Here is a 25,628-nt window from a genome sequence, read left to right as displayed (position 1 = left end):
ACAGGTCGCAGACGCTCAAGCCGTCCCGGTCTCCCGCCGGGACGGCTTTTTGCGTGCCCCGCGAAGGCCCCTAGGAGGCCCGTGCGGCCGCTGTGATCAAGTTCCGGCCCCACCACACCCCGGCGGCCGCCAGCACGGCCCAGATCGCCAGCGCGACGATCGAGCGCGGGGAGCCCAGGTCGCTCAGGGCGTCCCCCAGCACCGCGGCGAGCACCGTCGAGGGCACCAGCCCCAGCGCCGTGCCGAGCGCGAAGTCCCTGGCCCGCACCGAGGTCACGCCCGCGCCGTAGTTCGCCAGTGCGAAGGGCAGGATCGGCAACAATCTGATCACGAGCGTCGCCTCGACCCCGCGGCGCGCGAAGACCCGTTCGAGCACCGCGAGCCGCTCGCCCAGCCAGCCCCGCACCGTCTCGCGGCCGAGCCCGCGGGCGATCGAGAACGCGATCAGCGCGCCGGCCGTGAAGCCCGCGATCGCGAGCGCGCTCCCCCACCCCACGCCGAACAGCAGGCCGGCGGCCGTGGCGAGCACCGGTTTGGGGAAGAACACGGCGGTGCCGAGTGCGCACACGGCCACGAACGCGACCGGTGCCGCGCCGCCCGCGCCGTCCACCAGCGCGCGGAGCTCCGCGCCGTCAGGAAGGTCGACGAGCTGGGCCGCGACCGCGAGCGCGACGACGAGCACCACCAGCAGCACCAGGCCCGCACGTCGCATCAGACCAACGTACCCGGCAGGCTGGGACCCATGACCGTGCTGCTCCCCTCCGGCGAGACCGTCCCCGCCCTCGGCATGGGCACCTGGATGATGGCCGAGGACCCGGCCCGGCGCGCTGGTGAGATCGCCGCGCTGCGCACCGGCCTCGACCTCGGCCTGACGCTCGTCGACACCGCCGAGATGTACGGCTCGGGCGCGTCCGAGGAGCTCGTCGGCGAGGCGGTCGCGGGCCGGCGCGACGAGGTGTTCCTCGTGTCGAAGGTGCTGCCGTCGAACGCCACCGCCGCCGGCACCGTGAAGGCGTGCGAGGCGTCGTTGCGGCGGCTGGGCACCGACCGGCTCGACCTGTACCTGCTGCACTGGCGCGGCGGCGTGCCGTTCGCCGAGACGCTGGAGGGGTTCGCGGCGCTCGTTGCGGCGGGCAAGATCCGGCACTGGGGCGTCAGCAACCTCGACCTCGACGACATGCGCGAGCTCACCGCGTCGTCCGGCGGCTGCCAGACCAACCAGATCCTCTACAACCTGAGCCGGCGTGGCCCCGAGCACGACCTGCTGCCGTGGCAGGCCTCCGCCGGCATGCCGGTCATGGCCTACTCCCCCGTCGAGCAGGGCCGTCTGCTGGGCTCCCCCGTCCTCGCGGCGGTGGCCGCCCGCCACGACGCCACGCCCGCGCAGGTCGCGCTCGCGTGGGTGCTGCGGCTGCCGCACGTGAACGCGATCCCCAAGGCGGGCAGTCCCGAGCACGTCCGGGAGAACGCGCGCGCCCTGGAGCTCCGCCTGACCGACCAGGACCTGGCCGACCTCGACGACGCGTTCCCGCCGCCTGCTGGGCCTGAGCCGCTGGAGATGCTTTAGTTCCGCGATGAGCTGGACGGACATCGAGACCTGGATCGGCGAGAAGGCCCCGGTGCTGCACGCCGCGCTGCTCCCGCCGTCGTCCGCTGTGGACGTCGCGGACGCCGAGGAGACGCTCGGCCGCGCCCTGCCCGAGGACCTGGCCGCGTGGTGGCGGACGTTCGGCGGGATCGGGGAGAACACGTACACGCACTGGCCGCTCGTCCCGTCGATGTGGCAGCCGCACGGTCTGGCCGCCGCGCTCGACTGCCGCACGCTGATGATGCGGGCGATCAGCGGCATCGCCTTCGCCACGCTGGGCGAGGAGAAGGACTACGAGGCCGCCGCGCTGCGCGAGCCCGCCGGGACGCCGTGCGTGGACATCTGGCTGCCGGCCTGGCTCCCGGTCGCCGCGGACGGGTCGGGCTACGAGCTGTTCGTGGACCTGCGCGACGGGCCGCGGCACGGGTGCGTGATGGAGTGGGGCAAGTACAGCGGCGCGGACGGCGATCCGTTGTGGCCCAACGTCACGGCGATGCTCGACGAGGCCTCACGCGCGTTGCGTGGGGAGACGGAGCACCGCATCTCGTTCGAGCACAACCACTTCTACTGGGAGTGAGACGCCCGTCCCATTCTCACTGCGATCTCCCGGCGCGTTCGGTAGCGTGCTCTACCGGTCTTACCAACCAGACACGAGGAAGCGAGGTGAGCGACACATGCCAGGCAGCAGTAGCCCGTGCGGGTCCCCTCACCTCGCACGCTCCAGTTCTGGCGTGTGACGCCACCCCCTGCACATCAAGGGGAGTCACACGATGCACGTCTTCGACATGACCCTGCGCATCGCCGAGAGCATGGGCCTCGGCGCGCTGATCGGTTTCGAGCGGCAGTACCGCTCGCGCATGGCGGGTCTGCGGACGAACGCACTCGTGGCCGTGGGCGCCGCGTTGTTCGTCCTGCTGTCCGCCCAGGGTTTCGACGGCCAGGGCGACCCGACCCGCGTCGCCGCCCAGGTGGTGTCCGGCATCGGGTTCCTGGGCGCGGGCGTGATCCTGCGCGACGGACTCTCGGTGCGGGGCCTGAACACCGCGGCCACGCTGTGGTGCGCGGCCGCGGTGGGGTCCCTCGCCGGTGCCGGTCTGCACGTCGTCGCGGCAGCCGGCACGGTCGCGATCATCGCGGTCAACGTCGGCCTGCGGGAACTCGGCCGGGCCGTCGACCGCAAGGACGACGACGGCTAGTGGCGCGTCCCGGAACGTTGGCGAGGTGATCCACGCTCAGCAGGGCACCTCGCGGCCCGTCTGACCGCGAATCCCCCGGCAACGTTCCGAGCCACACCACTAGCGCGGCTCGTACGTCAGGCAGTTCGCGTGGTGGTCGCCTTCGCCCTGCCCGACCCGCACGCTTTGCGCCGTGCACTCCAGCGAGGCGTTGTGGGTGCAGTCGGTGCGCGAACAGGCGCCGACCTGCGCGACGACCTTGTCCAGGCCGCCCTTCGTGCCCAGCGGGATGAACGTGCCGCAGTCCGCGGCCCCGTTGTCACCGCGCACGGTGATCGCGAAGGCGTGGCAGCCGTCGTGGTTGTAGGAGCAGTCGCTCACGGTGCAATCGTGGACTGCGGGCATTGCCGGGTTCTCGAGAGTGGTCATGTCCGCTCCTGCCGTGGTGGGAAAGGTTCGGTGAACCGGACGATGCCACCACGGCAGGAACCCCGCAATTCGGGAGGAATTAGGGGAGCCTATCCTCAAGAATCATTTCAGCCGTGGTCCAGAACGCGCGCCAGGAACCGCCGCGTGCGTTCTTCACGTGGGTCGCCGATCACCTGACCAGGCGTTCCGCGCTCCACGATCACCCCGCCGTCCAGGAATAACACCTGGTCGGCGACCCGTTCGGCGAACCGGATCTCGTGCGTGACGACGACCGTGGTCCACCCTTCCGAGGCAAGATCTCTGATCACGGCCAGCACCTCCCCCACCAGTTCCGGATCGAGTGCGGAAGTGGGTTCGTCGAACAACACGACACGAGGTTTCAAAGCCAGCGCGCGGGCAATACCTACTCGTTGTTGCTGACCACCCGAGAGTTGATGCGGGTACGAATCAGCTTTGTCCGCGAGACCCACCTGGTCGAGCAGGACCCGCGCCTCGGCCACCACTTCCTCCAGCGGTCGCTTCTGGGCGACGACCGGGCCCTCGGTGAGGTTCTGCAGGACCGTGCGGTGCGGGAAGAGGTTGTGCGACTGGAACACCATGCCGCTCTGGCCGCGCAGCCGGGCGCTCTCGACCCGGCCGGCCTTGCCCGCGGGCAGCGCGGAGAAGTCGACCGACACGTCGTCGATGCGGACCACGCCGCGGTCGGGGGTGTCGAGGGCGTTGAGCGAGCGCAGCAGGGTGGTCTTGCCGGAGCCGGACGGTCCCAGCAGGACGGTCGAGGTGCCGCGCGGGGCCGCGAGGTCGATGCCCCGCAGGACGTCCAGGTCGCCGAAGGACTTGTGCAGCCCGGAGACCTCGATGCGGATGTCGGTCATGCGATCACGTACCTGTTCAGCCTGGTCTCCAGTCGTTTCTGCCCGGCGGACAACGCCACGCAGATCACCCAGTAGTAGAGCCCCGCGAACGCGTAGAGGGCGAGGAACTCGTTGCTCTCGGCCGCGGCCAGCTGCGACTCGCGGAACAGCTCGGTGAGCAGCACGACCGAGCCGAGCGAGGTGTCCTTCAGCAGCGACAGCAGCGTGTTGGACAGCGGCGGCACGGCGGTGCGGGCGGCCTGGGGAAGCACGATGCGCCGCAACGTCTGCGCGTAGCCGAGACCGATCGTGGACGCCGCCTCGAACTGGCCACGCGGCACGGACAGGATCGCCGAGCGGATCACCTCGGCCGCGTACCCGGCGACGTTGAGCGAGAACGCGACGACGGCGGCGGTGAACGGCGGGAACTTCAGGCCGATCTGCGGCAGGCCGTAGAAGACGATGAACAGCTGCAGCAGCAACGGTGTGCCGCGGATGACCGAGATGAACGCCCGCGCGAGACCCGACAGCACCCGATAGGGCGAGATCCGCGCGAGGGCCACGAGCAACGCGAGCACGAGTCCGATGGCGAACGACAGCGCGGTCAGCGGGATGGTGACCTTGACCAGTCCCACGAACATGGGCCAGGCGGTGGAGGCGAGGACGTCCCAGGTGCTGCGCGGGCCGCGTCCCTGCGACAGGTCCGCCGCGCCGCCGTTCTCCACGGACACGTCGGCCTTGAAGTACTTCTGCGAGATGCCGCGCAGCGTGCCGTCGGCCTTGAGCGCGTCGATCGCCTGGTTCGCCTGCGCGAGCAGCGCGGAGTCGGCCTGCCGGGACGCGAGGACCTGCTCGCTGCCCGCCTGCCCGGCGTCACCCGCGATCTCGACGTCCTTCGAGCCGGTGGTGGCGAGGTAGTCGAGGACTGCGATGTTGTCGTTGACGATGGCGTCGACGCGGCCCTGCTGCAGCAGCGCGGCGGCCTGCGCGAACCCTTCGACGGCCTCGACGTTCGCACCGGCGTCGCGGGCCACCTTGGCCCAGTTGCTGGTGCTGGACTGCGCCGTGGTCCTGCCCCGCAGGTCCGCGATGGACTTGATCCGGTCGTCACCGGTGCGGCGGACGACCACGCCGCGCGAGTAGGTGTAGGTGCTCGACAGGCCGTACTTCGCGGCCCGTTCGGGGTTGCGCGACACCTGGTTCGCGATGAGGTCGATCCGGCCGGCGTCGAGCGCGGGGAAGATCGCGTCCCACTGCGTCTCGACGAACTCGATCCGCCACCCGGCCTTGGCGCCGATCGCCTCGACGACCTCGATGTCGTAGCCGGTGAGCTCCTGCGTCGACGGGTCGTGGAAGGAGAAGGGCGGGTACGTGCCTTCGGTGCCGATCCGGACCAGCGGTGGTTGCTCTTGTTGCGCGTGCGCCGGTGCGGGGACGACGATCACCAGCAGCAGGAGCAGCACCGCGCTCCTGAGGACTTGTCGCATCGGGGCAGGGTATTGCGAACCGGGCGGGCGGTGCTGAAGATCCACAGCGTGGGACGGGGTGTGCGGCGTGGCGATGGTGACGACGGCTGCCGGGCAGCGGGTGTCCTACGTGGACCACGGCGGCGACGGCCCCGTTGTGGTGCTGCTGCACAGCTTCCTGATGGACGCGGCGATGTGGGCACCCCAGGTCGAGGCGTTCGGCGACCGCTACCGCCTGGTCGCGATCGACGAGCGCGGCCACGGCGACACCCCCGCCGACGCTCCTTTCGATCACTGGGACGTCGCCCGCGACGCGCTCGCGGTGCTGGACGCGCTCGGGATCTCCCGCGCGGCCGTCGCCGGCACCAGCCAGGGCGGCTTCGTGGCGCTGCGGATGGCGTTGCTGGCACCGGAGCGGGTGACCGCGCTCGCGTTGCTCGGGACGTCCGGCGAACCGGAGGACGAGCAGATCTCCGCCGCCTACCAGCAGCTCGCCGAGGTGTGGATCGCGCAGGGACCGGAGACCGTGATCGAGGCGGTCGCGAAGATCTGTCTGGGCGAGTACGACCCGTCGGACTGGACGCCGAAGTGGAGCGAGGTCTGGCCCGACCGGCTGCGGCTGATCATGAACGCGCTGGTCGGCCGCGAGGGCGTGCTGGACCGGCTCGCCTCGGTCGGCGTGCCGGCGCTGGTGCTGCACGGGACGGCGGACCTCGCCTATCCCGTGGCGAAGGCGGAGGCGCTGGTGGCGGCGTTGCCCGGGGCCGCTCCGCTCGTGCTCGTCGAGGGCGGGGCGCACTTCCTGAGCCTCACGCACGCCGCGGACGTCAACCCGCACCTGGAGCGGTTCTTCGACGCGGTCCTCTGACCCCGCGGAATAAACGGGGGCTGGTCCGGTTAAGCTAGGTGACACATCAACTAGCGAGACCGGGTGGGGTTGTGAAGATCGCAGTTCTCGGCGCGGGCCACGTGGGCCCCGTCCTCGCGCGCCTCGCCCTCGCGGCGGGTCACGAGGTGGCCATCGCGGGCTCCGGCGATCCCGCGCGGATCGAGATGATCACCGAGTTCCTGGCGCCCGGCGCCGTCGCGCGGACGGCCGCCGACGCGGTCGCGGACGCCGAGCTCGTGGTGCTCGCGATCCCGTGGCACCGCTTCCCCGCACTCGACCCGGGCCTGTTCGCGGGCAAGGTCGTCGTCGACGCGATGAACCACTGGCCGCCCGCCGACGCGCCGCTCGGCACGAGCGAGCAGGTCGCGCGCCGGCTCGTGGGCGCCGACGTCGTCAAGACGCTCAACCACGTCGCCTACCAGGACATGGAGCCCGCCGCCGGACGTGCCGTCGGCCTGGCCGGGGACGCGCCCGCCGCGGTGAAGGCGGTCGCGGAGTTCCTGGAGAGCACCGGGTTCGACCCGGTGCCGATGGGGTCCCTGGCCGCGGGACGGCTGCTCGAACCCGGCAGCCCGCTGTTCGGTGTCGCGGCCCGCAGGTACGAGTTCGAGACCTTCCTCAAGGAGCAGTCATGACCACCACCACGTTCGGCCTCGACACGTTCGGCGACGTCACGCACGACGCCTCCGGGGCCCCGCTGACGCACGCGCAGACCATCCGCGACCTCGTCGAGCAGGGCGTGCTCGCCGACCAGGTGGGGTTGCAGTTCTTCGGCATCGGCGAGCACCACACCCCGGACATGCCGCTGTCGGCCGCCGACGTCGTGCTCGCCGCGATCGCCGCCCGCACGTCGTCGATCCACCTCGGCTCGGCGGTGACGGTCCTCAGCTCGGACGACCCGGTCCGCGTGTTCCAGCGGTTCTCGACCCTGAACGCCGTCTCGGACGGCCGCGCCGAGATCATCCTCGGCCGCGGGTCCAGTGTGGACTCGTTCCCGCTGTTCGGCTACGACCTCGCGGACTACGAGGACCTGTTCGAGGAGAAGACGCACCTCTTCGCGGAGCTGCTCAAGGGCGGCAAGATCACGTGGGAGGGCAAGACCCGTGCGGCGCTGCACGAGCAGGACGTCGTGCCGTACACCGAGCCGTTCCCGACGTGGATCGGCGTGGGCGGCAGCCCGCAGTCGGTGGTGCGCGCGGCCTCGTACGGGTTCAACCTGATGCTGGCGATCATCGGCGGGCACCCCGGCCGGTTCGCGCCGTTCTCGGAGCTCTACCGGCACGCGCTGGAGAAGTTCGGGCACGGGCCGCTGCCGATCGGCATCCACTCCCCCGGCCACGTCGCCGACACCGACGAGCAGGCGCGCGAGGAGTTCTGGCCGCACTACCTCGACGTGATCGGCCGGCTGGGCAAGACGCGCGGGTTCGCCACGCCGACGCCGGAGTCGTACGCGCACGAGGTGGGGCCGCACGGCGCGTTGTTCGTCGGGTCGCCGGAGACGGTGGCGGAGAAGATGGCGCGCACGATGAAGAAGCTCGACGCGAGCCGGTTCGACCTGAAGTACGGGATCGGCGGGCTGTCGCACGGGTCGCTGATGCGCACGATCGAGCTGTACGGCACGAAGGTCGTGCCATTGGTGAAAGACATGCTGGCGTGACGGAGCGGGGCCGCGCGTGCGGCCCCGTCCCGGTCACTTCTTCGACGCGGCGATCTCGCACGACTTGGCGTGTTCGAGCCCGAGCGAGATCGACGCGGCGTCGTTGTTCGGCCCGCCCAGCGCGTAGCTGATGATCTCCGCGCCCGGCTCGTTGTGCACCTCGACGTAACGGACGCCCTTGTCCCGCAGGCATTGCACGACCCGGTTGGCGAAGTCGAGCGCCTCCGGGTTGGCCGGGTCCTTCTCCCACGGCGGCAGCGGCGTCTTCGACTCGCACGCCTGCAGCGCCTTGTCGAGCTCCTCCTTGGTGGGCTGGGGCTGCCCGCTCCCCTCGGCCGCGCGGCCTTTCTTGTCCAGCCCGAAGCCCGCCATGCAGCGGTCGTACGGCGCGTTGAGGGCCTCGAGGTCCGCGTCGGTCATATCAAGCCGCTCGCGGGGTCGTTGTTCCTGGGGTGCCGAGGCCGGGGCGGTGCTGCTCGGCGGCGTCGAGATCGACGCGACCTGGGGCGGTGCCTCGGGCTTCGAGCACGCGGCGAGGAGCAGCAGGAGCGCGGGAAGCGCCTTCTTCATCGGGGGTTTCCTTTCGTCACGCGGCGAGCGCCTGCGTCGGCGTGAGCCGGGCGGCGCGGATGGAGGGGTAGAGGCCGGCGGCGGCGCCCACGACGAACGCGGCGAGCACACCGGCGGCCAGGACTTCGAGCGGGATGACGAGGGGCCAGCGGTGCAGGGTCGCGTACCCCGCGACCCCCAGCGCCCCCAGGGCCGTGCCCGCCAGGCCGCCCAGTCCGGAGAGCAGGACGGCCTCGGTGAGGAACTGCGCGCGGATGTGCCCGCGGGTCGCGCCGAGCGCACGGCGCAGGCCGATCTCGCTGCGGCGTTCGAGCACGGAGATCACCATCGTGTTCGCCACGCCGACCCCGCCCACCAGCAACGCGACCCCCGCGAGCCCGAGGAACAGGGCACTGTAGGAGTTCTGCGTGGCGCGCTTGGCCGCCAGCGCGTCCGACGGCCGGCTCACCTGCACCAGGCCGGGGATCTCGCCGAAGAGGGTCGCGGGCAGGACCGCCCGCACGTCCTCGATGGACTCCTCACGCGCCTTCACGTACACGACGGTCGGATGGCCGTCGAAGCCGAGCTGCGAGCGGGCCGCCTCCCAGCCGACGAGCACCGAGCGTTCGAGGTCGGGCGCGAGCGGCATGGGCGCCAGTACGCCGGTGACGGTGAACCACCTCTCCCCCACGAACACGGCGGGCTGCTCGCCGACGTCCGGGATGCCGAGCCGCTGGGCCGCGACGTGCCCGAGCACGACGTTCGGGAAGTCCGGCCGCGCCAGGAAGTCGCCGCTGCGGACGTGTCCGTTGACCGTCTCCAGCAGGCCCGGGGTGGCGGCGAGGACGGTGATGTCGGAGCTGTGGCCGGGGTCGAGGAGGTCGTTGCGGCGGACCCGGGTGTGCGTGTTCGCGACGGCCGCGGCGGCGGTGACCGGGCCGATCCGCCCGACCATGGCGACTGCTGACTCGGGCAGCCGGACCGGGTCGTCCTGACGCGGGGAGGGTTGGGCGCGCAGGAGGTTGGTGCCGAGGGCCGTGAGCTCGTCGAGCAGGGCCTGCTGGCTAGAGGCGGGGATGCCGGTGACGACCACGACGGTGGCGATGCCCAGGGCGATGCCGAGTGCGGAGAGGGCGGCGCGGAGGCGGCGGGTGCGCATGCCCTGGGAGCCGACGGAGAGGAGATCGAGCGGGGAGAGGCGGGTCATCGGTCGCCTCCGGTGTGGATGCGCGGGAGTTGCACGGTGCCGGCAGGGTCGGAAGCGAGTGAAGGGGTGGCGGGACCATGGTTGGCTGGGCTGCTTGCGGCTCTCGCCGCCCCACCGCGTCCCGTGTCCGCCACGATTCGCCCGTCCCGCAATTCCACTCGGCGTGGCAACGATGCGGCGATGTCCCGGTCGTGCGTGATCAGCGCGATCGTCGTCCCCTGCCGGTTGAGCTCCCGCAGCAGCTCCAGCACCGCGTGCCCGGTCGCCGTGTCCAGCGCCCCGGTCGGTTCGTCCGCCAGCACCAGGGCAGGGTTGTTCACCACCGCGCGGGCGATCGCCACGCGCTGGCGTTCGCCGCCGGACAGCTCGGCCGGGCGGTGGTCGGTCCGGTGGGCCAGGCCCACGCGGTGTAGTGCATCCTCGGCGAGGGCGCGGCGGTCCTTGCGGCGCACGCCGGCGTAGAGCAGGCCGGTCGCGACGTTCTCCACGGCGGTGAGGGCGTCGGACAGGTGGAACTGCTGGAACACGAACCCGATCCGGCTGCCTCGCAGCGCGGACAGGCGGCGGTCGGGCAGGCGCGAGACGTCCTGGCCGTCCACCTCGACCGTGCCGGACGACGGGAGGTCGAGGGTGCCCACGAGGTGCAGCAGCGTCGACTTGCCGGAGCCGGACGGGCCCACGATCGCGACCAGCTCGCCCGCGTCCACCTGCAGCGACACGTCGTCCAGGGCCGTGACGCCGCCGGGATAGCTCTTGGTCACCGAGCGCAGCGCCAGTACCGGGGTCACTGGGCCGTCACCACTTCCAGGCCGTCGACCACGCCGTCGCCGGTGATCTCGACCTTGTCCTGCGAGTACAGGCCCGTCCGCACGGCCTTCAAGGTGCCCGACGGCAGCTGCACGGCGTAGCCGCCCTCCTTCAGGGCGACGAGCGCTGCCAGCGGCACGGTCAGCACGCCGGTGCGGCTCTCGGTGGTGATCGTCAGGCGGACGGGGGCGGTGTCGAGGTCGCTGACGGACGCCGGGTCGTCGGGGGTGATCACGACGTCGAGCTTCGCGGCGCCGCCGTTCTCCGGGGGAACGGGTGACGGCGTCAACGTCGTGACCTTGGCCGGTACCGGGCGGTTGTCCGGGCGGACGATCTGCACCGGCATGCCCGCCTTGAGCGCGCCCGCCTCGGTCACCGGCACCTGCAGCGTGACCAGGCGCGTGGTCGGCGTGATTTCGAACAGCTCCTCCGCGGCCGGGGCGCCGAGCTGGGCCTTCACCGTGCCGACGCGCATCGGGCGGTCGAGGACGAGCACGCGGCCGGGGGCGAGGGTGCCGGTCTGCTCCACGCCGAGGGTCTTCTGCCACTTCTTCAGCGCGTCGGCGACGCGCTGGGTGAACTCGGCCTTCGCCGGGTCCTTCGGGCGGGTGCCGACGGCGTGACCGAGGGCGGCGAGGTTGTCCATGACCACCGCGACGTCGGACCCCTTGAGGCCGGGGGCGTCCAGGGTGCGGAACAGCGGTGTCGTGCCGAAGAACACGACCACGGGCTGGTCGTCGACGCGGTAGAGCTCCTTGCCCAGTTCGGTGGTCTGGCCGGGGGCGGGCAGCTTCGTGACGGTGCCGGCGGCGCCCTTGACCGGGCGGGCGGCGCCGAAGCCGAGCTGGCCCGGGAGCGTGCGGGTGTTCGCGAGGTCTCCTCGTTGCACCGTGGTGGTCTTCACCGCGGGAGGCGGGGCCGCGGCGGGCTCGGCCGGCCTGCCGCGCACGACCAGCACGACCGCGAGGACGACCACGACGAGCACCGTGGCCGCGATGACTGTCTTGCGCATGCCGTGGATCTTCGGAGGCACTTGTGAGGATCCTGTGACGAACCGGTGAGAGCGGCGAGGGCGTCCCTATGATCGGCCGGTGAGCGCTCTCATCCTGGTCGCGGAGGACGACGAGAACCAGGCCGAGCTGGTGCGCCGCTACCTGGAGCAGGACCACCACCGGGTGCTGGTCGTCCACGACGGACGCGACGCGCTCGACGTCGCCCGCGCGCACCGCCCCGCCCTGGTCGTGCTCGACCTGATGCTGCCGGGCCTCGGCGGCCTCGACGTGTGCCGGGCGTTGCGCGCGGACTCGGACGTGCTGGTGCTGATGCTGACGGCGAGGTCCACTGAGGACGACCTGCTGCACGGGCTCGGGATCGGCGCCGACGACTACATGACCAAGCCGTTCAGCCCGCGCGAGCTGGTGGCGCGGGTGCGGACGCTGCTGCGGCGCGTGCCGGCCGCCAAGCCGAAGCCCGTGCTGAGGGTCGGGCCGATCGTCGTGGACCAGCTGCGGCACGAGGTGACCGTGCGCGGGGACGTGGTGGAGTGCACGCCCGGCGAGTTCGGGTTGCTGGAGGTGCTCGCGTCCGAAGTGGACCGGGTGTTCAGCCGGGAGCAGCTGCTCGAGCGGATGCACGGCCTCGACAGCTTCCTGACCGCCCGCACGATCGACACCCACGTGAAGAACCTGCGCCGCAAGATCGAGACCGACGCGCGCTCCCCCGCGCACCTCGTGACGGTGTACGGGATCGGCTACAAGCTCACGGCCGGACGCCTCCATGCGCCGTAGCGTCTTCACGCGGCTGCTCGTCGTCGTGGTGCTGATCGCGCTGTGCTCCATCGCCGCGACGGCCTGGCTCGCGACGCAGCTGACCCGCGCGTCGATCGAGCGCGAGCAGGGCCGCGAGCTCGCCTCCGACAACCGGATCTACTCGACGCTGCTCGGCTACGCCACCTCCCACCGCGACTGGTCCGAAGTGGACGGCTACCTCGACTCGCTGCTGTCCGAGCACCCCGGCCGGCGGATCGTGCTCGTCACCAAGGACGGCCGCACGGTCGCCGACCGCGGCGGGGACGGCGGGCCGCTGCCGGCCAGGGCCGCGGCCGTGGTGGACGCCCTGGCCGTCGACCCCGTCCTGGTGCCCGGCGCGCCCGCCGACCGGATCGACAAGCGGGTGCTGGGGCCGTTCCGCACGCCGATCGACTTCCGCGACCGCGAGGACCCGACCGGGGCGCTGTACTGCCTGCGGCTGGTGCGCGAGGAGCAGGCGCGGCTCGACTGCCGGGAGCGGGACCTGCCCTTCGACACCGCCGCCGACTTCCCCGCGCTGCTGGAACTGGAGGACCTGGTCGACGCGTGCCTGGACCGCCGGTCGCTGCCGCCGGTGGACCTCGATCCCGACTACACGCCCGCGCGCAAGCAACGCAGCGGTGCGCCGCCGCCGGACGAGCCGGCCGTCGCCGAGTGCGTGGCCGCTTCGCGCAAGGAGCAGCTCACGCCGTACGTGGCGCCGCCGGTGCTGCTGTACCTGACGAACCCGACGGGCCGGCCGACCGCGGCGATCTCGTTGGCGGGCAACGGCTGGCAGGTCGTGGGCGCCGCGACGGCGGTGCTGCTGGCGGCGATCGGGGTGGCGGCGTTCGCCGGGGCGCGGATCACCCGGCCGCTGCGGGCATTGACGGCGGCGGCCCAGCACATGTCCGGAGGCGGCGACATCCCGCCGGTGCCCGTGCGCGGACAGGACGAGATCGCGGCGCTGACCAGGGCGTTCAACACCATGGCCGCGAACAGGGCGCAGCTGGAGCAGGCGCGCAAAGCGATGGTCAGCGACGTGGCGCACGAACTGCGGACGCCGTTGAGCACCATCCGCGGCTGGCTGGAGGCGGCCGAGGACGGCGTGAGCGACCTCGACCCCGCGCTGATCACGCTGCTGCTCAAGGAGGCGCTCGTGCTCCAGCACGTCGTGGACGACCTCCAGGACCTCGCCGTCGCCGACGCGGGCTCGTTGCGCCTGACACTCGAACGGCTGAACGTCGCCGCGACGTTGGACCAGCTCCAAGCCGCGCACGAGGCCAGGGCGGCGCAGACCGGCGTCACCCTGACGGTGGCCGCCGACCCCGCGCTGGCCGTGCGCGCTGACGCGCTGCGGTTGCGGCAGATCCTCGACAACCTCGTCTCGAACGCGCTGCGTCACGTGCCGACGGGCGGGTCGGTGGCGGTCACGGCCACGGCCACGGCCACGGCGGAGGACGGCGCGGTCGTGATCACCGTGACCGACACCGGATCGGGCATCGCGCCGGAGGACCTGCCGCACGTGTTCGACCGGTTCTGGCGGGCCGACAAGTCCCGCAGCCGCGCCACGGGCGGCAGCGGGCTGGGCCTCGCGATCGTCCGCAAGCTCGTCGAGGCGCACTCCGGCACCGTCGATGTGATCAGCACAACAGGCGTCGGAACCACGTTCCGCGTCCGATTGCCGGAACTCACCTGATACACCCAGCGTTAGGTTCGCTGGAGGAGAAACCGGTGATTGTTCCCATGCCCACGAGCGCGCCCCGTCGCACGGGCTCGTTCGTCCTGACCGAAGACGTGACCGTCCGGGTGACCGGGCAGGCGCGCACCGCGGCCGCGATGCTGCGCGAGCACGTCTTCCGGGAGACCGGCTACCTGCTGGCGGAGTCGTCCGACGGCATGGTGATGGTGCAGCACGACCCCGCGATGCGCGGACTCGGCCAGGAGGGGTACGCCCTGCTGGTCACGACCAACGCGATCATGCTGCGCGCGGGCACGCAGGCGGGGCTGCGGCACGGCGTGCAGTCGTTCCGGCAGCTGATGACCCGCGAGGGCACGGTCCGCGCGGCCGACGTCCGCGACTCCCCCGCGTTCGCGTGGCGCGGCGTGTCGAGCGCGCTGCTGCCGCCCGCCGAGATGCGCAAGGCGATCGACCGGATGGCCGCCTACAAGCTCAACGTGCTGCACGTGTTCCCCGACGGCGACCCGGACGCGCTGCGCGAGCTCGTCGAGTACGGCCGCGACCACGGCATCACCGTCGTGCCCGAGCTGAGCCCGGCGACGGTCGAGCTGCTGGAGCTGTTCCCGAGCCGCTGGGTCCACATCGGTACCGCCAAGCTGACCACCCGCTTCGCCGATCTGCTGCACCGCCACGGCAAACTGCCGGTGCGCTGGCACGACGGCGACGCGACGGTGCTGGGCCCGCACGGCAAGCTCGCCGAGGGCGACGACGGCCTGCGCGCGGTCGCGACGGCGGGCTGGGTCGGCGAGCTGCGCACCGCCTCGGCCGTGGCGCCCGCCTGGTAAGCGCGTTCCCGGTCGGTCCCCAAGGCGTTCACAGCCGGCGCGGGATCGCAGGTCACGCGCCGGCCGCGGTTCACATGTTTATCTTTGAGGGCGCGGGCGGCTGTCCGTTGGCTGTCGGCTCCTGGTTCGGCGCCGTGATCGCGTGCCATCGTGATCTCCGTGCGGGTTTCTTCGAAGTCGCGGCCGGTTCACACCTTCCGGCTGCTGCTCGTGGACGACGACCGGGAACTGGTGGAGCTGCTCGCCGCGGTGCTGCGCGGTGAGGGCTACGACGTCGACGTGGCGTTCGACGGCCAGCGCGGACTGCACCTCGCGCTCACCCGGCCCTACGACGTGGTGGTGATCGACCGCGTCCTGCCGGTGCTCGACGGGCTGGACCTGTTGTCCCGGTTGCGTTCCCGGTCCGTGCGGACGCAGGCGCTGCTGCTCACCGCGATGGGGTCGGTGCACGACCGGATCGGCGGTCTCGACGCGGGTGCCGACGACTACCTCGCGAAGCCGTTCGACCTGGGCGAGCTGACCGCGCGGTTGCGCGCGCTGTGCCGGCGGGCCGCGGAACTGGCCGCCGTGCTGCGCATCGGCGCCGGCCGCCTGGAGCTCGAACAGCACCAGGTCGTGCTGCCCGACGGCGAGACGGTCCCTTTGACGACACGGGAGTTCGCGCTGCTGCGGGTGCTCGCCACGCACCCGGAGACGGTGCACACGCGGGCGGCGTTGCGGCGCACGGTGTTCGGCGACGCACCCTCGCAGTCCATTGTGGACACGTACGTGCACTACCTGCGGACGAAGGTGGGGCGGTCGGTCGTGCAGACCGTGCAGGGCATCGGCTACCGGTTGGGGGCGCTGTGAGGTCGTGGGCCGAGGCGGAGCGAGCGGAGGTCCGCCGGGCGCGGTTGCGGGTCAGCGTACTGGTGGGCGTGGCGATCACGCTGATGATCGCGTTCGTCGGCGCCATCGCGTACGTCGTCATGGTGCACGCGCAGCAGACCGAGGTCTCGCGCGAGCTCCGCTACAACGCGACCTACGGCGTGCCGGGCATCGCGCCCCGCTGCGCGTGGGTGTTCGTGCTGGAGGACGGCGTGCTGCACCTCGGCCCGCTGGAGGTGCCGCGCGGTTTCCCGCTGCGCGACGACATCGACGCCGTGCGCGCGTCAGGCACCTCCCTGTCGCGCGACGTCTCCGCGAACGGCACGGAGTACATGGTCCTCACCTCGCCCGGAGCCGACGGCACGACGGTGCAGGCGGTGTTCGACCTGCGCTACCAGCTCGCCGACCGCGCCCACCTGCTGCAGGCACTGATCATCGCCTTGGGCTGCGGCCTGCTGGTGGCGGCGCTGATCGGCCTGGGCGTCGGTCGCCGCACCCTGGCCCCGCTCGCGGACGCGCTGGCCCGCCAGCGCAGGTTCGTCACGGACGCGAGCCACGAGCTGCGCACCCCGATCGCCCGCGCCTACCTGCGCGCCCAACTGCTGGCCGCGGGCGTGCCGGCCGACCAGCGCACCGATCTCGACGCGCTGGCGAAGTCGATCCGGGGCCTCGCGGACGTGGTGGACGACCTGCTCGCCTCCGCGCAACTTGACCAGCGCGACGGCCGGCCGGTGGACCTGGCCGACATCGCGGAAGCGGCCGTGGTGGGCGAGACCGAGCGCGCGGCCGAGCGGCGGATCGCCTTGACGTTGGAGCACCCCGGGCGGCCGGTGGTGGTGCACGGGATCGAGACCGGGTTGCGGCGGGCGGTGGACGAGCTGCTGGCGAACGCGGTGCGGCACACCGGTGAGGGCGGGCGGATCTCGGTGCGCGTGCGGGCGGTCGGCGGGGTGGCGGAACTCGTGGTGGCGGATGACGGGGAGGGGTTCGAGGCGGCGGAGGCGGAGAGGTTGTTCGAGCGGTTCCACCGCGGGGACGGGGGGCGGTTCGGGGTGGGGCTCGCGTTGGTGCGGGAGATCGTGGCGGGGCACGGGGGGACGGTGTCGGCGGTGGGGCGGGTCGGGGCGGGGGCTCGGTTCACCGTGCGGCTTCCGGTGGGTGGGGCGGGGGTTGGTGGGGTGCGGGAGCGGATCGGGAGCGGCCGGTTGTGAGGCGGGTGGGGCAGGCGGCCGGTGAGGAGGGGCCGGTGACGCGGCGGGCGGTGGGGCTGCGGTCGGCGTGAGAGCCGGTGGCGCGCGGAGGACGGAGGCGCGGGCCGGTGGGGTGGGCGGGCGCGGCGGCTGAGATGAGCGCGGTGGGCTGGGCGCGCTGCCTGGGCGGGGCGGGCTGTGCGCTGCTGGCTGGCTGGGCGGGGGGCTGTGCGCTGCTGGGCTCGGTAGACATGGCAGGCGCGGCCGGGACTGGGCTGGCCGTGGGCGGAGGCGCGTAGGGCGTCACACCCCGGCGGCCCTCACCACTCGCCGGTGAGCACCACCCGTGCCGCCACCCGCACGTCCTCGTCCAGCGGACGGTCCGGGTCCACCGGCTCGATCGCCTCGGCCAGCGCGTCCAGCAACGCGGCGCACCGGGGCGCGGTCGGGCGGCGGCCGCCCACGTGCACCGCCTGCCGCAGGCCCAGCGCGAGCGAGCCGCACAGCAGGGACAACAGGTCGGCCAGCTCGTGGGCGCGCAGGGCTGCCTGGGTGCCGAACGGGACCACGTCCTGGTTGTGCAGGTTGGTCGGCAGGCTCTGGGTGCTGGCGGGCAGGACGCCGCGGCGGATCTCGGCGACGAACGCGGTCGTGGCGAGTTGGACGCCCTGCAAGCCGTGTTGGCGGCCGGGGCCTGCGGCGAGCATCGGTGGGAGGCCGGTGTTGCGGGTGGGGTCGACCAGGAGGTCGAGCTGGCGTTCGGCGAGGTTGCCCAGGGAGGCGGTGACCATGGCCAGGACGTCTGCCGCGAAGGCGGCGGGCTGGCCGAAGAAGTTGCCGCCGTGGGCGATCAGGTCGTCGTCGGGGAAGAAGAGCGGGTTGTCGCTGACGCCGCCGAGGTCCGCCTGCACGACGCTGTCGACGTAGCGGAGCGCGTCCTCGGCGGCGCCGAGGAGCTGGGGTGCGCAGCGGATGCTGTACGGCTCCTGCAGTGCGCGCTTTCCGGTCGGGGTGGTGCCGGTGAGCGTGGAGCGCATCCACGACGCCACCGTCACGGCACCGGAGTGGCCGAAGGCGGAGATCAGGCGCGGGTCGGTGAAGCCGGGGTCGGCACCGAGGACGTCCACCAGCAGGCAGGTGAGGTCGGCCAGGGCGCGGTGGGACGCGCGGACGGACGACAGGGCCAGCGCGGTGGCGGCCGTGGTGACGGAGGTGCCGTTGACCAGGGCGAGGGCGTCGCGGCCGTCCAGTTGCAGCGGTGAGAGGCCGGCGGACAACAGCGCTTCCTCGGCGGGCAGGCGGACGCCGTCGACGTAGGCGTGGCCGCGGCCGCGCAACGCCTGGGCGGCGTAGGCGAGCGGGATGAGGTCGCCGCTCGCGCCGACGGAGCCGTAGCGGGGGACGGCGGGCACGAAGGTCGTCGCGAACATCGCGGACAGGCCTGAGACGACGTGCGCGGACACTCCGGACAGGCCCTGGGCGAGCGACCACGTGCGGACCAGGAGCGCGGCACGGGTGATGTCGAGGGGGAGGTCGGGACCCTGGCCCGCGCCGAGGTGTGCCAGGGTGTTGTCGCACTGGTCCGCTTCGGTGGACCGGCCCGCGAAGCCCACCAGGGCGCCGAAGCCGGTCTTGGCGCCGTAGACGGGTCGTTCGTCGTCGGCGAGGACGGTGCGCAGGTAGGCGCGGCCCCGTTCGACCCGGTCGAGCACGCCGGCTCCGACCAGCACGTGCAACGGCTCCGCGGCCCGCGCGAGCCGCGCGACGGTCAGGGGCGAACCCAGGTCCACGGACGTGTCTGAAGCGGTCGTCGTCACGGCACGGACGGTAGGCAGCCGATCTCAGAAAGTTCTGAGATCGCGTGGGTAGCTTCCCCGTCCATGGCCCACGACTACCTGATCATCGGCGCGGGACCGGCCGGTTTGCAGCTCGCCGCACTGCTCGACCGGGACGGTCGCGACTACGCGGTCCTCGAACGCGGCAGCGGGGCCGGCACGTTCTTCACCCGCTACCCGCGGCACCGCAAGCTCATCTCCATCAACAAGGTCCACACCGGCACCACCGACCCCGAGCGGCGGATGCGGATGGACTGGAACTCGCTGCTGCTCGACGACCCCGAGCTGCTGTTCACCCGCTACACGCCCCGCTACTTCCCGGACGCCGACGACATCGTCCGCTACCTCCAGGACTGCGCGGCCGGCCTGAGCGTCCACTACGACGTCGAGGTCACCCGGATCTCCCGCGACGACACCGGGTTCGCGGTCGAGGACGGCACCGGGCGCACCTGGCACGCGAAGAACCTCGTGATGGCCACCGGCGTCTCGCAGCTCTACGTGCCGCCGATCCCCGGCATCGAGCACGCCGAGCGCTACGACACCTTCGACACCGACCCGGAGTCGTTCACCGGGCAGCGGGTGCTCGTCATCGGCAAGGGCAACTCCGGTTTCGAGACCGCCGACGCCCTGGTCGAGAACGCGGCCGTCATCCACGTCGCCGGGCCGCACTCGGTGAAGCTCGCCTGGCAGACCCACTACGTCGGGCACCTGCGGGCGGTGAACAACAACTTCCTCGACACCTACCAGCTCAAGTCCGAGAACGCGGTCATCGACGGCACCATCGAACGCATCGAGCCACGGCCCGAGGGCGGCTTCCGCATCCAGTTCCGCTACGCGCGCACGGTCGAGAAGGTTCGTGAACTCGACTACGACCGCATCATCGCGTGCACCGGCTTCCGGTTCGACGCCTCCATCTTCGCCGAGAACTGCGCGCCCGCCCTGATCATCAAGGACCGCTTCCCGCAGCTCACCTCGGCGTTCGAGTCGGTGAACGTCCCCGGCCTCTACTTCGCCGGCACGATCACGCAGTCGCGCGACTTCAAGAAGTCCACCAGCGGCTTCATCCACGGCTTCCGCTACGGCGCCCGCGCGCTGCACCGCGTCCTGAGCGCCCGCAACCACGGAACCCAGTGGCACGGCGCCGACCTCGACCTGTCCCCCGAGGCGATCAGCGACGCCGTCATCGCCCGCGTCAACACGTCCTCGTGCCTGTGGCAGCAGTTCACGGTCATCGGCGACGTCGTGAGCGTGGACGGCACGACCGCGCGCTACACCGAGGAGGTGCCGGTCGCGCACGTCGCGGACGGCGGACTCGGCCCGGCCGAGCACCGGTTCGTCGCGACGCTCGAGTACGGCCCAGACCACGACACCGTCGACCCGTTCGACATCAGCATCCCGCGCGTGGCGGAGAACGACGCCGCCAACGCCGCCGACGCGAGCTACCTGCACCCGGTGGTCCGCTACTACCGGCACGGCGTGCTCGCGGCGACGCACCACCTGGCCGAGAACCTGGAGAACCACTGGGACCTGCCGGAGGTGCACCAGCAGCCGCTCGTGGTGTTCGTGAAGGAATGCCTTGCCGGCGCGTGAGCCGTTCCCGCGCGCGGTGCTCGACGTGCTCGCCGCCGCGGACCGGCCGGTGTTCGAGCACGGGGACCGCGTCGTGACCGGCGCCGGGATGCTCGACCTGGTGGCGCGGGCCGCGGCCGGGATGCGGGCCGGCGGGGTCTCGCGCGGCGACGGGCTCGCGCTGCTGCTCGGGGTGAACGCCGAGGCGTTCGCGGTGATCCTGGCCGGGCACGTGGTGGGGGCGCGGGTCGTGGGGGTGCGGCCGGGGCTGACCGAGGGGCAGGTGCGGCACCTGCTGGGGTTGGACATCAAGGCCGTGGTGACGGACGGGGGCGGAGCGGGAGCCGCCGGCACCCCGTCCGCCCTCACCGTCGCCGGCCTCCTCCGCCACTCCCCCGGCCCCCTGCACTGCGACGGCGACCCGCACGGCATCGCCCGCCTCATCCACACCAGCGGCAGCACCGGCGCTCCCAAGGCCTGCGCCCAGACCTACCAGGCCATGACCGACGCCTGGGCCGCCCACCCCGACGCCTGGCCGCCCGCGATCCGGGAGCTGGCGGCGCGGCTCGACCGCTACCTCGTGTTCGGATCGCTGTCGAGCCAGGTCATGTTCGAGTACGCGACCGTCACCCTGGCCGCGGGCGGCACGGTCGTGGTCGCCGACGACCCGGCCACCGCGATCACCGGCCTCAAGGCGACCGCGCGCGTCATCACCGTGCCGGGGCTCGCGAAGCTCGTCGCGGCGCAGAAACGCGACCCCGCCGACCTGTCCACCCTCAAGGCGCTCCTGGTGTCCGGGTCTCCCCTCACCCCCGAACGCCACCGCGAGGCCCTCGACGTGCTGGGGCCGGTGCTGTTCCACGGCTACGGGCAGACCGAGACCGGCATGATCTCGATGGCCACGCCCGACGATCCGCCCGGCACGGTGGGGATTCCCCCCACGCACGTCCAGGTGCGCGGCGGTGAGCTCTTCGTGCGCACGCCCGGCCAGGCGAGCGGGTACTGGGGCGATGCCGAGGAGTCCGCGGAGGTCTTCACCGACGGCTGGGTGCGCACCCGCGACCTCGGCCGGTTCGACGGCTTCGGGTACCTGCGGCTGACCGGGCGGGCCCGCGACGTCGTCATCGTCAACGCGAACCTGCACTACCTCGGACCGGTCGAGCAGGTCGTCGCCGAGCACCCGGACATCGCCGAGGCCTACGCGGTCGCGGTGCCCGACGACGAGACCGGCGAGGCGGTGCACGTGTTCGTGGTGCCCAAGGCCGATCGCGTCCCGCCCCACCAGGAGATCCGCGACCTCGTGTCCGCACGGCTGGGCGCGGCCTGCGCCCCGGCCGCGATCACGGCGATCCCCGAACCTCCCGTCGCCCCCAGCGGCAAACCCGACAAGCGCGAGCTAAGGAGAATGGCGTGTCCAGCGAGGTAACGACCGACTGTCTCGTCATCGGCGCGGGCCCGGCCGGGCTGCAGGCCTCCTACCTGCTCAAGCAGGCCGGGCGGGAGCACCTGGTGCTGGAGGCCGGCCAGGCGGCGGGGACGTTCTTCACGCGCTTCCCGCGGCACCGGCAGCTCATCTCCATCAACAAGATCCACACCGGCTGGGACGACCCCGAGCTGAACCTGCGCGTCGACTGGAACTCGTTGCTCTCCGACGATCCCGACCTGCTGTTCACCGGCTACACCCCGCGCTACTTCCCCGACGCCGACGACATGGTGCGCTACCTCGGCGACTTCGCCGTCAAGAACGACCTGCCCGTCCGCTACGACACGCGCGTCGTGTCGGTGACGCGCCCGGACGACTTCGTGGTGAGCGACCAGCACGGCGGCACCTACCGGGCGAAACGGGTCATCGTCGCCACCGGTGTCTCGCAGCCGTACGTGCCCGACATCGACGGCGTGGAGCACGCCGAGCACTACTACGACGTCTCCGTCGACCCGCAGGACTTCACGAACAAGAAGGTGCTGATCATCGGGCGCGGCAACTCCGCGTTCGAGACCGCCGACGCCCTGGTCGAGACCGCGTCGGTCATCCACGTCGCCGGGCCCGGCTCGCTGAAGCTGGCCTGGCAGACGCACTTCGTCGGCCACCTGCGCGCGGTGAACAACAACTTCCTCGACACCTACCAGCTCAAGTCGCAGAACGCCGTGCTGGACGGGCACATCGCGGGCATCCGGCGCGACGACGAGGGCTTCCACGTCAAGGTGTCCTTCCAACGCGTCAACGAGGTCGTCAAGGAGATCCGCTACGACCGGGTGATCCTCGCGACCGGGTTCCGGTTCGACGCCTCGATCTTCGCCCCCGAGTGCCGCCCGCAGCTCACCATCAGGTCCCGCTTCCCCGACCAGACGGCGGCCTGGGAGTCGGTGAACGTCCCGGACCTGTTCTTCGCGGGCACGATCACGCAGATGCGCGACTTCAAGAAGTCGACCAGCGGGTTCATCCACGGCTTCCGCTACGGCGTGCGCGCCCTGCACCGCATCACCGAGCAGCGCTACCACGGCGTCGACTGGCCCAGCCGGTCCGTGCAGGACCTCACCGACGCGATCATCGAGCGGGTCAACCGGACCTCCGCGCTGTGGCAGCTCTTCGCCTTCCTCGCCGACGCCGTGCTGATCAGCGGCGACGGCTCCGCGCGGTACGTCGAGGAGGTGCCCGTCGCGCACCTGCACGAGGCGGTCGCGCGCGGCGAGTTCGGCGACGTCGAGTCCTACCTGACCGTCACGCTGGAGTACGGCGCGGACCACGACAAGGTCAACCCGTTCGACATCACCGCCGGCCGCACCGCGCAGGACGACACCAGCGGGCTCGACGGCCGCTACCTGCACCCCGTCGTGCGGCGGTTCCGCGGCGGCGAGCTCGTGGACGAGCACCACATCACCGAGAACCTCGAGAACGAGTGGGACAGCGAGACCGTCCACAAAGCACCGTTGCGGGAGTACCTGCGGTGAACCCCGTGCTCGCGGAGCTGCACGACAAGGCGCGTGCGGTCCTCGACCCCGTCCACCACGACTTCTTCGCGGGCGGGGCCGGGGACGAGGTCGCGCTCGCGGCGAACGAGGCCGCGTTCCGGCGCCTGGCCCTGCTGCCGAGGGTGTTGCGGGGCAAGGAGATCGGCGACGACTTCCCGGTGCTGCTCGCGCCGACCGCGTTCCACCGGCTCGCCCACCCCGACGGGGAACGGGCGACCGCGCGGGGAGCGGCCGGCACGGCACTGGTGTCGAGCATGGCCTCGACCACGCCGATCGCCGACGTCGTGGCCGCCGCGACCGGGCCCGTGTGGTTCCAGCTCTACGTCCAGCCCGACATGAACGTCACCGAAGCACTGGTGCGCCGCGCGGAACGGGCGGGCTGCACGGCGCTGATGGTCACGGCCGACTCCCCCGTCTTCGGCCGCCACCGCCGCGACATCGCCCACGGCTTCCACGACCTGCCCGCCGGACTGGCCGCGGAGAACATGCGCGACCTCGCCGGGGTCCCGTTGCGCAACATCGAGATGTCACCGGCGATCTCGTGGGACCACCTCGACCGGCTCCGGGACATGACCTCGCTCCCGTTGTGGGTCAAGGGCGTCCTGCACCCGCGCGACGCCGAGATCGCCGTCGCGCACGACGTCGCGGGCATCGTCGTCTCCAACCACGGCGGCCGCCAGCTCGACCTCGCCCCGGCCTCGCTCGACGCCCTGCCCGCCGTCGTGGACGCGGTGGCCGGACGCGTGCCCGTCGTGCTCGACGGCGGAGTCCGCAGCGGCGGTGACATCGCGTTGGCGATCGCGCTCGGGGCGAGCGCCGTCGGCATCGGCAGGCCCGTGCTCTGGGGCCTCGCCGCCGACGGCGAGCAGGGCGTGCGCCGCGTCCTCGACGTGCTGCGCGACGAGTTCCGGCACGTCCTGACGCTGTGCGGCGGCGAGCTCACCCGCGACATGGTGGTGACGCGGTGCTGAACCGGCTGCCCGCCCACGTCGTCGCGTTGCGCGCCAAGGTCTTCGAGAAGGTCAACGGCGACAACGCCCTCACCTTCCCCAACGACCAGGTCGGCCCCGACCGCTTCCAGGAGCTCTACAGCCACCCCGCCGCGAACGGCCGCAGCAAGGGCGCCGGGCTGTCGGACCTGTTCTGGTACTGGCTCTCCCCCGGTCCCGAGGTCCACCAGGAACACCTGGAGGCCGGACCCCGCTACGACGACGTCGCCCGAGCGACCCGGACGTTCCTCGCCGGACCCGCCGACGCCCTCGCCGCGACCGCGACCCGCTGCACCGCGAAGGTCCTCGACGAGGTGCTCACCGGCCGCGTCACCGCCGTCCGCCTGCGCGAGCTGATGATGCCGGTGTGGGCCGAGTACTTCTACGAACTGGTCTTCGGCGAACCCTGCCCACGCGACGCCCGTGACCTCATCGTCGCGCACGCCACCGACGTCGTCACCTCGCTCAAGTGCACGGGACTGCGCCACCCGGCCCGCCGCGCCCGCCTCACCCGCTACCTCGCCACCCGGCTCGCCGACGTGCGGCACCCGCTGCCGACGACGTTGTCGGAGACCGAGCAGGTGCACTACCTGCAGGGCACCTACTTCAACACCGCCGTCGTCCAGATGTCCGAGGCGATGGCGCACCTGCTGCTCGCCCTCGCCCAGCACCCCGAAGCAGCCCGGGGAATCGACGACGACCGGCACTTCGCCCACGTCCTCGACGAGACCTTCCGCCTCTACCCACTCTTCGGCATCGCCCACCGCATCACGACCGCCGACATCGTGCTGGACGAGCACACCTCGTTCCCGGCGGGCTCGGTGCTGTGCTTCGACTACCCCGCCTACCACGCCACCGGCTACGCGAACCCCGACGAGTTCGACCCCGGCCGCTGGGAGAACACCGCCGCCCGCAACGAGCACCACATCCCGTTCGGCGTCGCCGCCAACCGCCCCTGCCCGGCCTGGCGCCTGTCGCCCATCGCGCTGCGCGCGTCCGCGCGGGAGGTCCTGCGCCGCGTCACCCCGCACTCCTCGGTGGCGCACACCCGCTCGCTCCCCAGCCGCGGCCCGTGCCTGCTCGTCCGCGACGGCCCGGTGCCCCGCGCCCGGCTCGCGCTGATGCGCGTGCGCGACCGCGCCGAGGACGTCGGGCGCAGCGTCGTCCAGCTCGTGCTCGGCACCGCGATGGTGCTGCACGCCCACCGGCTCCGCCCCGCGGGCCGCTACTTCGACACCCACGACACGCAGGGTTGCCCGGTCCGGCACTGATCC

24 protein-coding genes and 1 pseudogene are annotated in these 25,628 nt (G+C 72.2%); 16 read left to right on the top strand and 9 right to left on the bottom strand.

All coding sequences use genetic code 11. The features are described 5' to 3' along the window. Positions 1-70: 70 nt before the first annotated feature. Positions 71-712 (bottom strand): TVP38/TMEM64 family protein, encoded by a 642-nt coding sequence (locus ABZX02_RS08655; RefSeq protein ID WP_355296211.1) that lies wholly within the window; start codon positions 710-712, stop codon positions 71-73. Between the two features lie 30 nt (positions 713-742). Here ABZX02_RS08655 and ABZX02_RS08650 point away from each other — a divergent pair, with 30 nt between their 5' ends. The 3 genes and pseudogenes from ABZX02_RS08650 to ABZX02_RS08640 all read left to right on the top strand — a co-directional run. After that, positions 743-1,567, top strand: a complete 825-nt coding sequence (locus tag ABZX02_RS08650; protein ID WP_355296209.1) for an aldo/keto reductase — start codon at positions 743-745, stop codon at positions 1,565-1,567. A 7-nt stretch (positions 1,568-1,574) separates the two neighbouring features. After that, positions 1,575-2,165, top strand: coding sequence for an SMI1/KNR4 family protein (locus ABZX02_RS08645; protein ID WP_355296207.1), 591 nt, complete (start codon positions 1,575-1,577; stop codon positions 2,163-2,165). Positions 2,166-2,358: 193 nt separating this feature from the next. Then, positions 2,359-2,769, top strand: a pseudogene (locus ABZX02_RS08640) (MgtC/SapB family protein); the annotation flags it as partial. 114 nt (positions 2,770-2,883) lie between these two features. Here ABZX02_RS08640 and ABZX02_RS08635 read toward each other — a convergent pair. The 3 genes from ABZX02_RS08635 to ABZX02_RS08625 form a co-directional block, all read right to left on the bottom strand. Beyond that, positions 2,884-3,192, bottom strand: a complete 309-nt coding sequence (locus ABZX02_RS08635) for a DUF1540 domain-containing protein (protein ID WP_355296205.1) — start codon at positions 3,190-3,192, stop codon at positions 2,884-2,886. A 107-nt stretch (positions 3,193-3,299) separates the two neighbouring features. Beyond that, positions 3,300-4,067 (bottom strand): amino acid ABC transporter ATP-binding protein, encoded by a 768-nt coding sequence (locus ABZX02_RS08630; protein ID WP_355296203.1) that lies wholly within the window; start codon positions 4,065-4,067, stop codon positions 3,300-3,302. Next, a complete protein-coding gene (locus tag ABZX02_RS08625) occupies positions 4,064-5,533 on the bottom strand; it encodes an ABC transporter substrate-binding protein/permease (protein WP_355296202.1) in 1,470 nt (489 codons plus the stop codon). Before ABZX02_RS08625 ends, ABZX02_RS08630 begins: the two co-directional genes overlap by 4 nt. Positions 5,534-5,606: 73 nt before the next feature. On the opposite strand from ABZX02_RS08625, the gene ABZX02_RS08620 reads away from it, so the two are divergent. From ABZX02_RS08620 to ABZX02_RS08610, 3 genes are all read left to right on the top strand, one after another. Next, positions 5,607-6,380, top strand: coding sequence for an alpha/beta fold hydrolase (locus tag ABZX02_RS08620; protein WP_355296728.1), 774 nt, complete (start codon positions 5,607-5,609; stop codon positions 6,378-6,380). 71 nt (positions 6,381-6,451) lie between these two features. Beyond that, positions 6,452-7,036 carry an NAD(P)-binding domain-containing protein gene (locus ABZX02_RS08615; RefSeq protein ID WP_355296200.1) on the top strand — a complete coding sequence of 195 codons (585 nt, stop codon included), beginning with the start codon at positions 6,452-6,454 and terminating at the stop codon, positions 7,034-7,036. Then, positions 7,033-8,058, top strand: a complete 1,026-nt coding sequence (locus ABZX02_RS08610; RefSeq protein WP_355296198.1) for an LLM class flavin-dependent oxidoreductase — start codon at positions 7,033-7,035, stop codon at positions 8,056-8,058. Before ABZX02_RS08615 ends, ABZX02_RS08610 begins: the two co-directional genes overlap by 4 nt. Positions 8,059-8,091: 33 nt before the next feature. On the opposite strand, the gene ABZX02_RS08605 is transcribed toward ABZX02_RS08610, so the two are convergent. From ABZX02_RS08605 to ABZX02_RS08590, 4 genes are read right to left on the bottom strand one after another with little or no spacing between them, the layout of a single operon-like run. Next, positions 8,092-8,628, bottom strand: coding sequence for a hypothetical protein (locus tag ABZX02_RS08605; RefSeq protein WP_355296197.1), 537 nt, complete (start codon positions 8,626-8,628; stop codon positions 8,092-8,094). A gap of 16 nt (positions 8,629-8,644) precedes the next feature. Beyond that, complete coding sequence (locus ABZX02_RS08600; RefSeq protein WP_355296195.1) at positions 8,645-9,814, bottom strand: ABC transporter permease; 1,170 nt, start codon at positions 9,812-9,814, stop codon at positions 8,645-8,647. Then, complete coding sequence (locus ABZX02_RS08595; protein WP_355296193.1) at positions 9,811-10,602, bottom strand: ABC transporter ATP-binding protein; 792 nt, start codon at positions 10,600-10,602, stop codon at positions 9,811-9,813. Before ABZX02_RS08595 ends, ABZX02_RS08600 begins: the two co-directional genes overlap by 4 nt. Continuing rightward, positions 10,599-11,633, bottom strand: coding sequence for a peptidoglycan-binding protein (locus ABZX02_RS08590; protein ID WP_355296192.1), 1,035 nt, complete (start codon positions 11,631-11,633; stop codon positions 10,599-10,601). Before ABZX02_RS08590 ends, ABZX02_RS08595 begins: the two co-directional genes overlap by 4 nt. 79 nt (positions 11,634-11,712) lie before the next feature. On the opposite strand from ABZX02_RS08590, the gene ABZX02_RS08585 reads away from it, so the two are divergent. From ABZX02_RS08585 to ABZX02_RS08565, 5 genes are all read left to right on the top strand, one after another. After that, positions 11,713-12,408, top strand: a complete 696-nt coding sequence (locus tag ABZX02_RS08585) for a response regulator transcription factor (RefSeq protein ID WP_355296190.1) — start codon at positions 11,713-11,715, stop codon at positions 12,406-12,408. After that, on the top strand, positions 12,398-14,107 hold the full coding sequence (locus ABZX02_RS08580; RefSeq protein WP_355296189.1) for a HAMP domain-containing sensor histidine kinase: 1,710 nt from the start codon (positions 12,398-12,400) through the stop codon (positions 14,105-14,107). The genes ABZX02_RS08585 and ABZX02_RS08580 overlap by 11 nt, the downstream gene beginning before the upstream one ends. A gap of 35 nt (positions 14,108-14,142) precedes the next feature. Next, entirely contained in the window at positions 14,143-14,934 is a 792-nt protein-coding gene (locus tag ABZX02_RS08575; RefSeq protein ID WP_355296187.1) for a glycoside hydrolase family 20 zincin-like fold domain-containing protein, read from the top strand. Positions 14,935-15,135: 201 nt separating this feature from the next. Next, entirely contained in the window at positions 15,136-15,783 is a 648-nt protein-coding gene (locus ABZX02_RS08570) for a response regulator transcription factor (RefSeq protein ID WP_355296726.1), read from the top strand. Next, positions 15,780-17,012 carry a HAMP domain-containing sensor histidine kinase gene (locus tag ABZX02_RS08565; RefSeq protein ID WP_355296186.1) on the top strand — a complete coding sequence of 411 codons (1,233 nt, stop codon included), beginning with the start codon at positions 15,780-15,782 and terminating at the stop codon, positions 17,010-17,012. Before ABZX02_RS08570 ends, ABZX02_RS08565 begins: the two co-directional genes overlap by 4 nt. A 299-nt stretch (positions 17,013-17,311) precedes the next feature. Here the strand turns inward: ABZX02_RS08565 and ABZX02_RS08560 are convergent, their stop codons facing one another. Further along, positions 17,312-18,808, bottom strand: a complete 1,497-nt coding sequence (locus tag ABZX02_RS08560; protein ID WP_355296184.1) for an aromatic amino acid ammonia-lyase — start codon at positions 18,806-18,808, stop codon at positions 17,312-17,314. A 63-nt stretch (positions 18,809-18,871) separates the two neighbouring features. Here ABZX02_RS08560 and ABZX02_RS08555 point away from each other — a divergent pair, with 63 nt between their 5' ends. From ABZX02_RS08555 to ABZX02_RS08535, 5 genes are read left to right on the top strand one after another with little or no spacing between them, the layout of a single operon-like run. Continuing rightward, entirely contained in the window at positions 18,872-20,416 is a 1,545-nt protein-coding gene (locus ABZX02_RS08555) for an NAD(P)-binding domain-containing protein (RefSeq protein ID WP_355296182.1), read from the top strand. After that, the gene (locus ABZX02_RS08550; protein WP_355296180.1) at positions 20,403-21,821 is read left to right on the top strand and encodes a fatty acid--CoA ligase family protein; all 1,419 of its coding nucleotides are present in this window, start codon (positions 20,403-20,405) and stop codon (positions 21,819-21,821) included. Before ABZX02_RS08555 ends, ABZX02_RS08550 begins: the two co-directional genes overlap by 14 nt. Continuing rightward, a complete protein-coding gene (locus ABZX02_RS08545; RefSeq protein ID WP_355296179.1) occupies positions 21,806-23,344 on the top strand; it encodes an NAD(P)-binding domain-containing protein in 1,539 nt (512 codons plus the stop codon). The genes ABZX02_RS08550 and ABZX02_RS08545 overlap by 16 nt, the downstream gene beginning before the upstream one ends. Further along, a complete protein-coding gene (locus ABZX02_RS08540) occupies positions 23,341-24,336 on the top strand; it encodes an alpha-hydroxy acid oxidase (protein WP_355296177.1) in 996 nt (331 codons plus the stop codon). The genes ABZX02_RS08545 and ABZX02_RS08540 overlap by 4 nt, the downstream gene beginning before the upstream one ends. Then, the gene (locus tag ABZX02_RS08535) at positions 24,330-25,625 is read left to right on the top strand and encodes a cytochrome P450 (protein WP_355296175.1); all 1,296 of its coding nucleotides are present in this window, start codon (positions 24,330-24,332) and stop codon (positions 25,623-25,625) included. Before ABZX02_RS08540 ends, ABZX02_RS08535 begins: the two co-directional genes overlap by 7 nt. Positions 25,626-25,628: the final 3 nt, after the last annotated feature.

It is taken from the genome of Lentzea sp. NPDC003310 (assembly GCF_040610935.1).
GTDB lineage: Bacteria > Actinomycetota > Actinomycetes > Mycobacteriales > Pseudonocardiaceae > Lentzea.
The sequence above is the reverse complement of the archived record's forward strand: the minus strand, read 5'-3'. Positions and strand labels throughout refer to the sequence as shown.

What these genes read in the sequence shown, in the direction of transcription:
- ABZX02_RS08605 (WP_355296197.1), bottom strand. Translation starts at nt 8,628, where the DNA reads ATGAAGAAGGCGCTTCCCGCGCTCCTGCTGCTCCTCGCCGCGTGCTCG.
- ABZX02_RS08650 (WP_355296209.1), top strand. Translation starts at nt 743, where the DNA reads ATGACCGTGCTGCTCCCCTCCGGCGAGACCGTCCCCGCCCTCGGCATG.
- ABZX02_RS08655 (WP_355296211.1), bottom strand. Translation starts at nt 712, where the DNA reads ATGCGACGTGCGGGCCTGGTGCTGCTGGTGGTGCTCGTCGTCGCGCTC.
- ABZX02_RS08600 (WP_355296195.1), bottom strand. Translation starts at nt 9,814, where the DNA reads ATGACCCGCCTCTCCCCGCTCGATCTCCTCTCCGTCGGCTCCCAGGGC.
- ABZX02_RS08645 (WP_355296207.1), top strand. Translation starts at nt 1,575, where the DNA reads ATGAGCTGGACGGACATCGAGACCTGGATCGGCGAGAAGGCCCCGGTG.
- ABZX02_RS08635 (WP_355296205.1), bottom strand. Translation starts at nt 3,192, where the DNA reads ATGACCACTCTCGAGAACCCGGCAATGCCCGCAGTCCACGATTGCACC.
- ABZX02_RS08580 (WP_355296189.1), top strand. Translation starts at nt 12,398, where the DNA reads ATGCGCCGTAGCGTCTTCACGCGGCTGCTCGTCGTCGTGGTGCTGATC.
- ABZX02_RS08590 (WP_355296192.1), bottom strand. Translation starts at nt 11,633, where the DNA reads ATGCGCAAGACAGTCATCGCGGCCACGGTGCTCGTCGTGGTCGTCCTC.
- ABZX02_RS08555 (WP_355296182.1), top strand. Translation starts at nt 18,872, where the DNA reads ATGGCCCACGACTACCTGATCATCGGCGCGGGACCGGCCGGTTTGCAG.
- ABZX02_RS08630 (WP_355296203.1), bottom strand. Translation starts at nt 4,067, where the DNA reads ATGACCGACATCCGCATCGAGGTCTCCGGGCTGCACAAGTCCTTCGGC.
- ABZX02_RS08620 (WP_355296728.1), top strand. Translation starts at nt 5,607, where the DNA reads ATGGTGACGACGGCTGCCGGGCAGCGGGTGTCCTACGTGGACCACGGC.
- ABZX02_RS08610 (WP_355296198.1), top strand. Translation starts at nt 7,033, where the DNA reads ATGACCACCACCACGTTCGGCCTCGACACGTTCGGCGACGTCACGCAC.
- ABZX02_RS08625 (WP_355296202.1), bottom strand. Translation starts at nt 5,533, where the DNA reads ATGCGACAAGTCCTCAGGAGCGCGGTGCTGCTCCTGCTGCTGGTGATC.